The organism is Klebsiella variicola (assembly GCF_000828055.2).
Lineage (GTDB): Bacteria > Pseudomonadota > Gammaproteobacteria > Enterobacterales > Enterobacteriaceae > Klebsiella > Klebsiella variicola.
In genome coordinates this window covers 2,142,562-2,156,661 of record NZ_CP010523.2, presented here as the reverse complement: position 1 = coordinate 2,156,661, position 14,100 = coordinate 2,142,562, and the positions used below count along the sequence as shown (strand labels likewise).

At 57.7% G+C, this 14,100-nt stretch carries 9 protein-coding genes, 2 tRNA genes and 4 other RNA genes; 9 read left to right on the top strand and 6 right to left on the bottom strand.

What is annotated here, in order from left to right:
• The first annotated feature begins 21 nt into the window (after positions 1 to 21).
• The 7 genes from purU to SP68_RS10045 all read left to right on the top strand — a co-directional run bounded on the left by purU (position 22) and on the right by SP68_RS10045 (position 1,938).
• Complete coding sequence (gene purU / locus SP68_RS10075; RefSeq protein ID WP_004203178.1) at positions 22 to 864, top strand: formyltetrahydrofolate deformylase; 843 nt, start codon at positions 22 to 24, stop codon at positions 862 to 864.
• Between the two features lie 159 nt (positions 865 to 1,023).
• Positions 1,024 to 1,108, top strand: a tRNA-Tyr gene (locus SP68_RS10070).
• Between the two features lie 43 nt (positions 1,109 to 1,151).
• A non-coding RNA gene (locus tag SP68_RS10065) (RtT sRNA) lies at positions 1,152 to 1,284 on the top strand.
• Between the two features lie 39 nt (positions 1,285 to 1,323).
• Positions 1,324 to 1,408: transfer RNA gene (locus SP68_RS10060), tRNA-Tyr, on the top strand.
• Between the two features lie 43 nt (positions 1,409 to 1,451).
• Positions 1,452 to 1,584: non-coding RNA, RtT sRNA (locus SP68_RS10055), on the top strand.
• 44 nt (positions 1,585 to 1,628) lie between these two features.
• Positions 1,629 to 1,761: non-coding RNA, RtT sRNA (locus SP68_RS10050), on the top strand.
• Positions 1,762 to 1,805: 44 nt separating this feature from the next.
• Positions 1,806 to 1,938: non-coding RNA, RtT sRNA (locus SP68_RS10045), on the top strand.
• A gap of 165 nt (positions 1,939 to 2,103) precedes the next feature.
• Here the strand turns inward: SP68_RS10045 and SP68_RS10040 are convergent.
• Positions 2,104 to 2,547, bottom strand: coding sequence for an Lrp/AsnC family transcriptional regulator (locus SP68_RS10040; RefSeq protein WP_004152249.1), 444 nt, complete (start codon positions 2,545 to 2,547; stop codon positions 2,104 to 2,106).
• A gap of 107 nt (positions 2,548 to 2,654) precedes the next feature.
• On the opposite strand from SP68_RS10040, the gene SP68_RS10035 reads away from it, so the two are divergent.
• A complete protein-coding gene (locus SP68_RS10035; RefSeq protein WP_012541354.1) occupies positions 2,655 to 3,551 on the top strand; it encodes a DMT family transporter in 897 nt (298 codons plus the stop codon).
• Here SP68_RS10035 and narI read toward each other — a convergent pair.
• The 5 genes from narI to SP68_RS10010 all read right to left on the bottom strand — a co-directional run bounded on the left by narI (position 3,548) and on the right by SP68_RS10010 (position 12,001).
• The gene (gene narI, locus SP68_RS10030) at positions 3,548 to 4,225 is read right to left on the bottom strand and encodes a respiratory nitrate reductase subunit gamma (RefSeq protein ID WP_002910189.1); all 678 of its coding nucleotides are present in this window, start codon (positions 4,223 to 4,225) and stop codon (positions 3,548 to 3,550) included. The genes SP68_RS10035 and narI overlap by 4 nt on opposite strands.
• Complete coding sequence (narJ, locus tag SP68_RS10025; RefSeq protein WP_012541353.1) at positions 4,225 to 4,935, bottom strand: nitrate reductase molybdenum cofactor assembly chaperone; 711 nt, start codon at positions 4,933 to 4,935, stop codon at positions 4,225 to 4,227. The genes narI and narJ overlap by 1 nt, the downstream gene beginning before the upstream one ends.
• Positions 4,932 to 6,467: a nitrate reductase subunit beta gene (gene narH, locus SP68_RS10020; RefSeq protein WP_002910193.1), complete on the bottom strand. Its 1,536-nt coding sequence runs from the start codon at positions 6,465 to 6,467 to the stop codon at positions 4,932 to 4,934. Before narH ends, narJ begins: the two co-directional genes overlap by 4 nt.
• The gene (locus SP68_RS10015) at positions 6,464 to 10,207 is read right to left on the bottom strand and encodes a nitrate reductase subunit alpha (RefSeq protein ID WP_012967818.1); all 3,744 of its coding nucleotides are present in this window, start codon (positions 10,205 to 10,207) and stop codon (positions 6,464 to 6,466) included. The genes narH and SP68_RS10015 overlap by 4 nt, the downstream gene beginning before the upstream one ends.
• A gap of 405 nt (positions 10,208 to 10,612) precedes the next feature.
• On the bottom strand, positions 10,613 to 12,001 hold the full coding sequence (locus SP68_RS10010; protein ID WP_008804402.1) for a NarK family nitrate/nitrite MFS transporter: 1,389 nt from the start codon (positions 11,999 to 12,001) through the stop codon (positions 10,613 to 10,615).
• Positions 12,002 to 12,312: 311 nt separating this feature from the next.
• Here SP68_RS10010 and narX point away from each other — a divergent pair, with 311 nt between their 5' ends.
• Positions 12,313 to 14,091 carry a nitrate/nitrite two-component system sensor histidine kinase NarX gene (narX, locus tag SP68_RS10005; RefSeq protein WP_008804401.1) on the top strand — a complete coding sequence of 593 codons (1,779 nt, stop codon included), beginning with the start codon at positions 12,313 to 12,315 and terminating at the stop codon, positions 14,089 to 14,091.
• Positions 14,092 to 14,100: the final 9 nt, after the last annotated feature.

Below are 14,100 nucleotides of genomic sequence, written 5' to 3'. Positions count from 1 at the left end.
CACTACAGGATTTTCCTCGCGATGCATTCATTACAACGTAAAGTACTACGCACTATTTGCCCTGATCAGAAAGGCCTCATCGCGCGTATCACCAATATCTGCTACAAACACGAACTTAACATTGTGCAGAACAATGAATTTGTTGACCACCGTACCGGTCGTTTCTTTATGCGCACCGAACTGGAGGGCATTTTTAACGACGCTATTCTGCTGGCCGATCTGGATAGCGCCCTACCGGAAGGTTCCATCCGCGAACTGAATCCGGCAGGCCGTCGCCGGGTGGTCATTCTGGTGACCAAAGAGGCGCACTGCCTCGGCGATCTGCTGATGAAAGCCAACTACGGCGGACTGGATGTCGATATCGCCGCGGTTATCGGCAACCATGACACGCTGCGCCCGCTGGTGGAGCGTTTTGGTATTCCGTTTGAGCTGGTCAGTCACGAAGGGTTAAGCCGCGAAGAACACGACAAGCAGATGGGGGATGCCATTGCGGCACATGAGCCGGATTACGTGGTACTGGCCAAGTATATGCGCGTCCTCACCCCGGAGTTTGTCGCCCGCTTCCCGAACAAAATCATCAATATTCACCATTCATTTTTGCCGGCGTTTATCGGCGCCCGTCCTTATCATCAGGCCTATGAGCGCGGCGTGAAGATCATTGGCGCCACCGCCCACTATGTGAATGACAATCTGGATGAAGGCCCAATCATCATGCAGGACGTGATTCATGTCGATCATACCTATACTGCAGAAGATATGATGCGCGCTGGCCGCGATGTCGAAAAAAACGTCTTGAGCCGGGCGCTGTATCAGGTACTGGCGCAGCGCGTCTTCGTTTACGGTAACCGGACGATTATTCTTTAATCGACTGAGAAATGAATTGGTTAGCTTTACGGCGTTACGCGTAAAAATCAGGCAACCAGTTTATTTTTGTCAAACGAATGCTTTACAGGGGCGCATCATTTGGTATGATGCGCCCCGCTTCCCGAGAAGGAAGCAGGCCAGTACCAAGCATTACCCCGTGGTGGGGTTCCCGAGCGGCCAAAGGGAGCAGACTGTAAATCTGCCGTCATCGACTTCGAAGGTTCGAATCCTTCCCCCACCACCATTATTCACTACAGTGATATGGTTTCCCCGACAAGCGTAAACGATGTTTGCACTTTGCGGGAAGGGTAAGAACCTTCGACTAAGGTTCGACTCGAGCGCCAGCGAGAGAACGTTGCCACAGGCAACGGCCCGAAGTGCGAAGAGCGATAGCGACGAGTTATCCTTCCCCCACCACCATTCATTTTGCTGAATAGCCTACAATGTGATTTTACCCCTGGTGGGGTTCCCGAGCGGCCAAAGGGAGCAGACTGTAAATCTGCCGTCATCGACTTCGAAGGTTCGAATCCTTCCCCCACCACCATCTCCCCATGTCATGCCCAGCTTAATCAACCTACGATATTTTATATTCTACCCTACGGGGAAGGATGAGAAGCTTCGACTAAGGTTCGACTCGAGCGCCAGCGAGAGAACGTTGCCGCAGGCAACGGCCAGAAGGGCGAGGAGCGATAGCGACGAGTTATCCTTCCCCCACCACCATCCTCTTAAAAAACACCGCAATCCAATTACTCTACGATATTCTATATTCTACCCTACGGGGAAGGATGAGAAGCTTCGACTAAGGTTCGACTCGAGCGCCAGCGAGAGAACGTTGCCGCAGGCAACGGCCCGAAGGGCGAGGAGCGATAGCGACGAGTTATCCTTCCCCCACCACCATCCTCTTAAAAAACACCGCAATCCAATTACTCTACGATATTCTATATTCTACCCTACGGGGAAGGATGAGAAGCTTCGACTAAGGTTCGACTCGAGCGCCAGCGAGAGAACGTTGCCGCAGGCAATGGCCCGAAGGGCGAGGAGCGATAGCGACGAGTTATCCTTCCCCCTCTATTCTCGCGCTCTCTGCAACCACCTGTACTGCTACCTCCTCGCTCGCGCTTCGCTTAGCGAGGCTACAAGCACTGTTTTGCTACCCCCTCGCTCGCGCTTCGCTTAGCGAGGCTACAGGTGGCGCCGTCTGGTAGCCCGGAAAGGTGCGCAGCACCGCCTCCGGGAAACTCACAGCGGTGGCAAACGCCTTTTTACCGGCGAGCTTTTCACCACCGAGGTGTTACACTGCGCATACTCGGCCAGACCGTCCAGCAGGGTATCCAGCTGGGCAATATCGCGCACCACGAGGCGCATCACGAAACAATCTTCCCCGGTCACTTTGTCACTTTCAATGCATTCCGGCATCGCCTGGATATATTTATCCACTTTCTGCAGCAGCCCAGGCAGCGGCCGGACCCGCACCAGCGCCTGGAGGCTGTAGCCCAGCGCGGCGAGATTCACCCGCGCACCATAGCCCTGAATGACGCCCCGCTCCTCCAGGCGCTTCACCCGCTCGGCCGTGCTCGGCGAGGTCAGCCCTACTCGCGCGCTCAATACCTTTAGCGAGACTCTGGCATCCTGAGTCAGGCAAGTGAGGATGGCCCGGTCAATTTCATCAAGTACGTCATTCATGTTTTTCACCTAATTATAAAAGGCATTCGCGTCTTTCTACCTTAATTCAGCCATATCACCCTGTCAGGGTTTTTCGCACAATAACTGAAAAATGATGGAGGTGAAAAATGCAACTTACCCGCGGCGTCTGGCAAATGAGCCTGGCAATGATAATCTCCGGCTCGATCGGCGCGTTCGTGCTGCTCTCTGGTTTGCCGGTGATGGATGTGGTGTTCTGGCGCTGCCTGATTGGCGCGCTAACCTTACTGGTGTTTATCGTGTTAAGCGGCCAGCCCTTCAGCCGGCTAACGCGTTTCACTCTCGCTCTGGCAGTAATTGGCGGCGCGGCGCTGGTCGTCAACTGGCTGCTGCTGTTTGCCGCCTATTCGCGGATCTCAATCGGTATGGCCACCGTGGTCTATAACACCCAGCCGTTTATGCTGGTACTGATGGGGATGGTGCTGGGGGAACGGGTCAGCGCCGTGAAATGGGGATGGCTACTGCTGGCCTTTGGCGGCGTAGTGATCCTGTTGTCAAGCGAGCTGACGTCTGCGCATGGAGAGGGGCTTACCACCGGCGTTTTGCTGGCGCTGGGCGCGGCATTCTTCTATGCCCTGACCGCCATTATCGCGCGCAAATTGCATCCGCTCCCCGCGCAGCATATCGCCTTTATTCAGGTGCTCGTTGGCGTCGTGATGCTGCTGCCGCTGGTGCATGCCCCCGAATGGACGGCCAGCTTCCCCTGGCGCTATCTGCTGATCCTCGGCATCGTCCATACCGGGATCATGTATCAGCTTTTATATAGCGCGATACAGAAACTGCCGACGCCCATTACCGGTTCGCTCTCCTTTATTTATCCGCTGGTGGCAATGGTGGTCGACTATCTGGTCTTCCACCATGCGTTGACCCCTGTGCAGTTGATTGGCGGGATGCTTATTCTGTTTGCCGCCGCAGGGAATAACCTCGGCTGGGGCGAAAAAAAACCCCGCCGCGGCGGGGTCAGTGAGCAATCGCGGGCCAGTTAGCGACGGGCGCGGACAATCTGGTATTTGCGCGTCAGGTATTCGACCGGCGCGCTCCAGATATGAACCAGACGGGAGAACGGGAACAGCAGGAACAGGGTCATGCCCAGCACCAGATGAACGCGGAAAATAAATGCCACGCCATCCAGATGCTGTGACGCGCCGCCGTGGAACGTCACCACCGACTGCGCCCAGCCAACCAGCTTCATCATTTCACTGCCGTCCATATGCTGGGCTGAGAATGGGATCGTCAGCAGGCCGAGCGCACACTGCACCATCAGCAAGGAGAGGATCAGAATATCCGCTCCGGTGGTGGTGGCGCGAACGCGCGGGCTGAGCAGACGACGCTTGAGCAGCAGTAACCCGCCCACCAGGGTCATCACGCCGCAGGCGCCGCCGGCGATCATCGCCATCTTCTGCTTGACGTCGATCGGCAGAAAGGACTCATACATCCAGTGCGGGGTCAGCATGCCGAGGAAGTGGCCGGCGAAAATACCCAGGATGCCGATATGGAACAGGTTCGACGCCAGGTTCATCCCCTTACGATCCAGCATCTGGCTGGAGGCGGCGCGCCAGGTGTACTGGCCATAGTCATAGCGCAGCCAGCTGCCGATCAGAAACACCGAGCCCGCAATGTACGGATAAATGTCAAAGAAGAACATATTCAGGAAGTGCATTATTGCTGTCCTCCGTTAGAGATATTCAGATATTGCGGGGCTACGGCTCCGGCAAAACGACGCTGGTGAGCGGAAATTTCCGACTCGCCGCAGCCCTGGTCGGCAAAGAATTTGACCTGTTCTTCTTCCCAGACCGCGTCCAGCGCCTGCGGCGTATCGTCGCGCGCCTCGTCGGCAATCTTCTCCGCCACCTTCTGACTGTCGACCTGGGTATTGGCCAGCTTCAGCAACAGCTCGAACAGCACCGCATAGCGACTTTCGCGCTGCTGCAGGCGCGCGCTGAGCAGGCCGAGGATCGGCGCGACGTCCCGCAGGCCGCCGAGCGCTTCCTCTTCCGGCAGTTGCGCCAGATACTCAAGGTACAGCGGCAGGTGATCCGGCAGCTCATGGCTATCAAGCAGCAGACCGTGGCGCTCATACTGCGCCATCAGATCCACCATCGCCTGCCCGCGATCGCGGGATTCGCCGTGGACATGTTCAAACAGCAGCAGCGAGGTGGCACGGCCGCGGTCAAACAGTTCGCTATAGGCCGCCTGGGCGTCCAGCGGATCCTGAGCCACTAAATCGCGCAGGAAAACGCCCAGCGCGTGGGCATCCTCTTTGCTGAGTTTCTCTGATGACGCGAGCGCCTCGAACATCTCCTGCTGATGCTGCCATAAGGCAGCGTCAGGGTATTCGAGCAGACGCGACATAATCACGAGTTCAATCATGCGTGCGGCTCCGTTTTGCTGGTCACGTCGATAGCGTCGATGCGACGGCTGTTGAACAGGTTGAACTGGCTGTCCGAGCCGTGGCAGCCATCGCCAAAGCTGAAGCCGCAGCCGTTTTTCTCCGGAAACGCTTCTCGCGCCTGTTCACGGTGGCTGCTCGGCACCACGAAACGATCTTCGTAGTTAGCGATCGCCAGATAGCGGTACATCTCCTGGGCCTGCGCTTCGCTCAGCCCCACCTCTTCCAGCGCGCGGGTATCGACGACGCCGTCAACGGTTTCCGCACGTTTATAGTGGCGCATCGCCAGCATGCGTTTCAGGGCCAGCAGGACCGGCTGGGTATCGCCCGCGGTCAGCAGGTTCGCCAGGTATTGCACCGGAATACGCAGGCTTTCCACGTCCGGCAGAATACCGTTGCTACCCAATTCGCCAGCGTCCGCAGCCGACTGAATTGGCGACAGAGGCGGCACGTACCAGACCATTGGCAGGGTGCGATATTCCGGGTGCAGCGGCAGGGCCAGCTTCCAGTCCATCGCCATTTTGTAGACCGGCGACTGCTGCGCAGCCTCAATGACCCCCTGCGGTACGCCATCTTTTAACGCCTGTTCAATCACTTTTGGATCGTTTGGATCGAGGAACACATCCAGCTGGCGCTGATACAGATCTTTCTCGTTCTCGGTGCTGGCGGCGTTTTCAATCGCATCTGCGTCATACAGCAGTACGCCAAGGTAGCGGATACGGCCCACGCAGGTTTCGGAGCACACCGTCGGCATTCCGGATTCAATACGCGGGTAGCAGAAGATGCATTTCTCGGATTTCCCGCTCTTCCAGTTGAAATAGATCTTCTTGTACGGACAGCCGGTGATACACATCCGCCAGCCGCGGCACTTGTCCTGGTCGATCAGTACGATGCCGTCTTCTTCACGCTTATAGATAGCGCCGCTCGGGCAGGTCGCGACGCAGGCCGGGTTCAGGCAGTGCTCGCACAAGCGCGGCAGATACATCATGAAGGTGTTTTCGAACTGACCGTACATCGCCTTCTGCATGTTGTCGAAGTTCTGATCTTTGGCGCGTTTTTCGAACTCGCCGCCGAGGATCTCTTCCCAGTTCGGACCGCTGGTGATCTTGTCCATCCGCTGGCCGGTGATCAGCGAGCGCGGGCGGGCGATCGGCTGATGTTTGCTTTCCGGCGCGTTATGCAGATTCTGGTAGTCATAATCAAACGGCTCGTAGTAATCATCGATCCCCGGCAGATGCGGGTTGGCGAAGATTTTACCCAGCAGCATCGCGCGGTTGCCCATGCGCGGCTGCAGTTTACCGTTGATTTTGCGGATCCAGCCGCCCTTCCATTTTTCCTGGTTTTCCCAGTCGTTCGGGAAGCCAACGCCAGGTTTGCTCTCCACGTTGTTGAACCAGGCGTATTCCATCCCTTCCCGGCTGGTCCAGACGTTTTTACAGGTCACCGAACAGGTATGGCAGCCGATGCACTTATCGAGATTCAGCACCATGCCGACTTGTGAACGAATTTTCATTTTACGCTCTCCTGTACCTGGTCGTTGCCTTCGCCGTCTAACCAGTTAATGTTCTTCATCTTACGTACCACTACAAACTCATCGCGGTTGGAGCCGACGGTACCGTAGTAGTTAAAGCCATAGGCCAGGTGGCCGTAGCCGCCGATCATGTGGGTCGGTTTTGGCGTAATACGGGTGACGGAGTTGTGGATCCCCCCGCGCTGACCGGTGATTTCAGATCCCGGCAGGTTCACGATGCGTTCCTGCGCGTGATACATCATGGTCATCCCGGCCGGTACACGCTGGCTCACCACCGCACGCGCCGTCAGGGCGCCGTTGGCGTTAAACACTTCGATCCAGTCGTTATCTTCGATACCCAGATCTTTCGCATCCGCTTCGCTCATCCAGACGATCGGCCCGCCGCGCGACAGGGTCAGCATCAGCAGGTTATCGCTGTAGGTCGAGTGGATACCCCATTTCTGGTGCGGGGTCAGGAAGTTCAGCGCCTTCTCCGGGTTGCCGTTGGACTTCTCGCCCATCACCGCTTTCACCGAACGGGTGTCGATCGGCGGACGATAGACCAGCAGGCTTTCGCCAAAGTCGCGCATCCACTGATGATCCTGATACAGCGATTGACGGCCGGACAGCGTCCGCCACGGGATCAGCTCGTGAACGTTGGTATACCCAGCGTTATAGGAGACATGTTCATCTTCCAGGCCAGACCAGGTCGGGCTGGAGATAATCTTCCGCGGCTGCGCCTGAATATCGCGGAAGCGGATCTTCTCGTCTTCTTTGTTCAGCGCCAGGTGCGCGTGCTCGCGACCGGTGATCTCGCTCAGCGCTTTCCACGCCTTCACCGCCACCTGACCGTTGGTTTCCGGCGCCAGGGTGAGGATCATTTCCGCGGCGTCGATGGCCGTTTCCAGCTTCGGCTGGCCTTTCGCCGGGCCTTCCGCCTTGGTGTAGTTGAGCTTACGCAGCAGGTCCATCTCGCTCTGGGTGTTCCAGGCGATGCCTTTCCCGCCGTTGCCGATGGTTTCCAGCAGCGGACCGATCGAGGTGAAACGTTCGTAAGTCGCCGGGTAATCACGCTCAACCGGAATAATATGCGGCGCGGTTTTCCCCGGAATGAGATCGCATTCGCCTTTTTTCCAGTCTTTGACATCCAGCGGCTGCGCCATTTCCGCGGCGGAGTCGTGCTGGATCGGCAGCGTGACGACGTCGGTTTCTTTGCCGAGGTGGCCCACGCAGACTTCAGAGAATTTCTTCGCGATACCTTTATAGATATCCCAGTCGCTCTTCGATTCCCAGGCCGGGTCAACGGCGGCCGACAGCGGGTGAATAAACGGATGCATATCCGAGGTATTCATGTCGTCTTTTTCGTACCAGGTGGCGGTCGGCAGCACGATGTCGGAGTAGAGACAGGTGCTCGACAGACGGAAATCGAGGGTCACCACCAGATCCAGTTTGCCGTCGAGGCCGTTATCCCGCCATTCGACTTCTTCCGGCTTCACGCCGCCCTGCTTGCCGAGGTCTTTGCCCTGAATGCCGTTCTCGGTACCCAGCAGGTACTTGAGCATATACTCATGGCCTTTACCGGAGGAGCCCAGCAGGTTGGAGCGCCAGATAAACAGGTTACGCGGGTGGTTTTTGCCGTTTTCCGGCTGCTCGGCCGCAAAGCGAATCGAGCCCTCTTTCAACGACTTCACGGTGTAATCCACCGGGGTCATGCCGGCTTTTTTCGCTTCATCAGCGATACGCAGCGGGTTCACCCCTAACTGCGGCGCAGACGGCAGCCAGCCCATGCGCTCTGCGCGCACATTAAAGTCGATCAGGTGGCCGCTGTAACGGGATTTATCCGCCATCGGCGACAGCAGTTCCTGCGCAGTCACGGTTTCATAGCGCCACTGACTGGAGTGGTTATAGAAGTACGAGGTACTGTTCATGTGACGTGCCGGACGCTGCCAGTCAAGGGCGAACGCCAGCGGCTGCCAGCCGGTCTGCGGACGCAGTTTTTCCTGGCCCACATAGTGCGCCCAACCGCCGCCGCTCTGACCGACGCAGCCGCAGAAGACCAGCATATTGATCAGGCCGCGGTAGTTCATGTCGAGGTGGAACCAGTGGTTGAGGCCCGCCCCGACGATAATCATCGAGCGACCATGGGTCTTATCGGCGTTATCGGCAAATTCACGTGCAGTGCGGATGATATGCGCGCGGGAGACGCCGGTGATCTTCTCCGCCCAGGCCGGGGTGTAGGCTTTCATGTCATCGTAGCCGGTGGCGCAGTTTTCATCGTTCAGACCGCGTTCCAGGCCATAGTTGGCCATGGTCAGATCGTAAACGGTGGTCACCAGAGCGGTGGAGCCGTCGGCCAACTGCAGGCGTTTGGCCGGCAGTTTGTGCAGCAGAATATTTTCGAGGTCGACTTTGTTGAAGTGCTCAGAACCTTCGCCGCCGAAGTACGGGAAGCCGACGTTCGCCACTTCATCATGGCTGCCCAGCAGGCTCAGACGCAGCTCAATCTCTTCGCCAGTTTTACCGTCGCGCTGTTCGAGGTTCCATTTGCCTTTGTCGCCCCAGCGGAATCCGAGGGAACCGTTCGGTACGGTCATGTCGCCCTTCTCGTCAAAGGCGACGGTTTTCCATTCCGGATTGTTCTCCTGACCAAGGGAATCCACGAGGTCGGAGGCGCGCAGCGTACGGCCAGCGGCATAATAACCGTCGCGCTCCTCGAGCATCACCAGCATCGGCATATCGGTATAGCGGCGCACATAATCGGTGAAGTACTGGCTCGGTTTATCGAGATGGAACTCGCGCAGCATCACATGGCCCATCGCCAGCGCCATCGCGGCATCGGTACCCTGCTTCGGCGCCAGCCACAGATCGCAGAGTTTGGCGATTTCGGCGTAGTCTGGGGTGATCGCCACGGTTTTGGTGCCTTTGTAGCGGACTTCGGTAAAGAAGTGGGCATCCGGGGTACGGGTCTGCGGCACGTTGGAGCCCCAGGCGATAATGTAGCTGGAGTTATACCAGTCCGCCGATTCGGGGACGTCGGTCTGTTCGCCCCAGGTCATCGGCGAAGCTGGCGGCAGGTCGCAGTACCAGTCGTAGAAACTCAGGCAGGTGCCGCCGATCAGCGACAGATAACGGGCGCCGGAGGCGTAGGAAACCATCGACATCGCCGGGATCGGCGAGAAACCGGCCACGCGGTCCGGACCGTAAGTTTTGACGGTATAGACGTTGGAGGCGGCAATCAGCTCATTCACTTCCTGCCAGGAGGAGCGGACAAACCCGCCGCGACCGCGAGCCTGTTTAAAGCTTTTGGCTTTGTCGGCGTCTTCAATAATCGAGGCCCATGCCTCAACCGGATCGCTATGCTGAACTTTCGCTTCCCGCCACATCTTCATCAGACGTTTACGCATCAGCGGGTATTTCAGGCGGTTCGCGCTGTACAAATACCAGGAGTAGCTGGCGCCGCGTGGGCAACCGCGTGGTTCGTGGTTCGGCAGGTCCGGACGGGTGCGCGGGTAGTCAGTCTGCTGCGTTTCCCAGGTCACCAGACCGTTTTTCACATAAATCTTCCAGCTGCATGAGCCGGTGCAGTTGACACCGTGAGTGGAACGCACAATTTTGTCATGCTGCCAACGTTGACGGTATCCATCCTCCCAGTCCCGGTTGGTGTTTAGAAGCTGGCCGTGCCCATCGGCAAAGGTTTCACCCTTCTGTTTGAAGTAGCGAAACCGGTCCAGGAATTTACTCATCGGGTTTCTCCTGATATGGAGCCTGACGGCTCTCTGATAAATCGACATTGCTGGATTTGCAGCGAAGGTAACGCTATGAAAGAGGGCGAGAATTGATGGCGATCAATCCGGACTGGCTTGTCAAAGCGGAGGGAAACCGCGATTACCACCAAGGTGGTATGAGATACTATTTTTTAATTTTATGTTTTATAAGCTCTTTTTCCTAAAAAGCCGTCATCATGGAAGGATTTGTTAACAAAGGAGGTATTAAGGGGTAGAGCCGTTTCGCTGGCAAGCCGTCCCTTCCCGGCTCTGTGGCCAATATGAATCAAATCATCCATTAGTATGTTGTAACTAACGAGTGACGTAAAAAAAGGCGCCGCCCTGGGAGCGCGCCTTTTCAAACGTCATGATGAACGCGGCGGATTACTGACGCTTACGGCCGTATACCGCCCAGGTGATGATCACGCAGGCGATATAGAAGATCAGGAAGATTTTCATCGCGCCGGCCGGCGAACCGGTCAGATCCAGCGAGATACCGAATGCTTTTGGAATAAAGAAGCCGCCGATGGCGCCAATAGCGGAGATAAAGCCCAGCGCCGCCGCAGTATCGGTCGCCGCCTCGCGCATCGCCTGCGCTTCGCTGCCGCCCTGGGCCTTCACGCGGTCCATGGTCAGCTTACGGAAAATCACGGAGATCATCTGGAAGGTGGAGGCGCTCCCCAGCCCGGCGGTCAGGAACAGCACCATGAACACCGCGAAGAAGGCGATGAAGTTGCCGCCCTGGCCGTTGGTCGGCAGGGTCAGGAACAGCAGCGCGCAGAAGACAGCCATCACCACAAAGTTAACCAGCGTCACACGGGTCCCGCCGAGGCGGTCGGAAATCGCCCCGCCCATCGAACGCGCCAGCGCGCCAATAAAGGGGCCGAAGAAGGCGTAGTGCAGGATCTGCACGTCCGGGAACTGGGTTTTCGACAGCATGGCGAAGCCGGCGGAGAATCCGATGAAGGAGCCGAAGGTGGCCAGATAGAGCAGCGCCATGATCCACAGGTGCAGGCGTTTGAGCACCGGCAGCTGTTCGCTCAGCGAGGCTTTAGAAGCCGACAGGTCGTTCATAAAGAACCACGCCGCCAGAGTGAAAATAATCAGGAAAGGTACCCAGATCCACGCGGCGTTTTCCAGATACAACATTGAGCCGTCCGGCTGCTCGCTGCCGGTCCCGCCAAAAATGGCAAACACTGAGACCGACACCACCAGCGGCGCGACCAGCTGCATCACGCTGACGCCCATATTACCAAGGCCGCCATTGACGCCGAGCGCCCCGCCCTGCTTCGCTTTCGGGAAGAAGAAGCTGATGTTAGCCATACTGGAGGCAAAGTTGGCCCCGGCGAAGCCGCACAGCAGCGAGATAATCACGAAGACGCTAAACGGCGTGGAAGTATCCTGGACCGCAAAGCCCAGCCAGACGCACGGAATAATCATGATCCCGGTGCTGAACGCCGTCCAGCGACGGCCGCCGAACAGCGGCACCATGAAAGCGTAAGGCACGCGCAATAAGGCGCCAGACAGCGCCGGCAGTGCGGTCAGCATAAACAGCTGATCGGTCGTAAACTGAAAGCCCACTTTGTTGAGATTAACGGCGACGGCGCTGAACAACATCCATACGCAGAACGCCAGTAACAGACAGGGAACGGAGATCCATAGATTACGGCTCGCCACACGGTGACCGCGCTGTTGCCAGAATTCAGGATCTTCAGGGCGCCAGTCGGTAATGACCGAGCGGTTAGCCTTCTCCGGGAGGGAAGATTGACTCATAGATACCTCTGATTATTCATATTTCCTGCCGCTACCTTAGGGGTTGCCCGGGGCGGTAAGTTGATATAAATCAAAGGAAAAGCGCGCACTAATTTGTGCAAAAATAAACCATGCTCCGAAGTGAGTAGAGAAAGGTGAGGAAAAAAGTGTGGTTTTTCACGCGGCTGCCGGGTTGCGTATAACCCCACCCCCAATAGCGCCTACCACCGACAATTAAGGAGTAACTCTTTAGGGGTATGGGTATACTCCAGGGGATAGCCGAGAATAAGCGCCACTCCCGGAGAGATCACCGGTCAGGAGCCACGCATTCCATGTTAAAACGTCTTTTTACTCCGCTGACGCTGGTCAATCAACTGGCGTTAATCGTGCTGCTCGCCACCATTATTGGCGTCGCCGGCATGGCGATCTCCGCGCGTCTGGTGAACGGCGTCCAGGGCAGCGCCCACGCGATTAACAAGGCCGGTTCATTGCGTATGCAAAGCTACCGGCTGCTGGCGGCGATCCCGCTGAATGAAAACGATCAAAAGCTGGTGGCGGACATGACCGCCACCGTCTTCAGCCCCGAGCTGCAGAATTCCGCCCGCCGCGACGGCCAGGAACAACAGTTAAAAGCGCTGCAGCAATACTGGCAGCAGGCGCTGGCCCCCGGCATGCAGCGTGCGGTTAACCAGGCGGAAGTGGCCCAGGATGTCGCCGACTTTGTCGATCGTATCGACCAGCTGGTCACCGCATTCGACCACACCACCGAGCAGCGTATCGAGCGGGTAGTCTGGATCCATCGCATTCTCGCCATTGGTATGGCGCTGCTGCTGATTTTTACCATCATCTGGTTACGCGCCCGCCTGCTGCGGCCGTGGAAACAGCTGCTGGGCATGGCGCGGGCGGTCAGCCAGCGCGATTTCACCCAGCGCGCGCACATCAGCGGGCGTAACGAAATGGCGACCCTCGGCATGGCGCTGAATAACATGTCGGAAGAGCTGGCGGAAAGCTACGCGGTGCTCGAGCGGCGGGTGCAGGAGAAGACCGCCGGGCTGGAACAGAAGAACGAGATCCTTGCTTTCTTATGGCAGGCCAATCGCCGGCTGCATGCCAGCGCCCCGCTCTGCGAGCGGATTTCACCGGTACTGAATGGCCTGCAGGGGCTGACGCTGCTGCGCGATATCGAGGTACGGGTTTACGACCTGGAAGACGAAGATAATCACCAGGAGTTTACCTGCCACTCGGATGATGAGTGTGATGATAAAGGCTGCTACCTCTGCCCACGCAATCTGCCGCCGCTGCCGGATGGCGGAACAACGCTGAAGTGGCGGCTGTCGGATGCGCATAATCAGTACGGCATTCTGCTGGCGACGCTGCCGGTTGGCCGCCATCTCAGCCACGATCAGCAGCAACTGGTGGATACCCTGGTGGAACAACTGACCAGTACCCTGGCGCTGGACCGCCATCAGGAGAAACAGCAGCAGCTGATCGTCATGGAAGAGCGGGCCACTATCGCCCGCGAGCTGCACGACTCCATCGCCCAGTCGCTGTCCTGTATGAAGATGCAGGTCAGCTGTCTGCAGATGCAGGGCGACGCCTTACCGGCGGAGAGCCGCCAGCTGCTGGGGCAGATACGCAACGAGCTGAATACCTCCTGGGCCCAGCTGCGGGAGCTGTTAACCACCTTCCGCCTGCAGCTGACCGAGCCGGGACTGCGCCCGGCGCTGGAGGCCAGCTGTCAGGAGTACAGCGCCCACTTCGGCTTTACGGTACAGCTTGATTATCAGCTTCCGCCGCGCTTTGTACCGTCACATCAGGCCATTCACCTGCTGCAGATCGCCCGCGAAGCGTTAAGCAACGCCCTGAAGCATGCCAGCGCGACGGAAGTGACCGTGACGGTGTCACAACGCGATAATCAGGTCCGTCTGGTGGTGGCGGATAACGGCCGCGGCGTGCCCGATCACGCCGAGCGGAGTAACCATTACGGTTTAATTATTATGCGGGATCGCGCCCAGAGCTTGCGCGGTGACTGTCAGGTACGACGCCGGGAAACCGGCGGAACCGAAGTGATCGTCACGTTTATCCCGGAAAAAACGTTTTCCATCCAATAAGGAGACCCC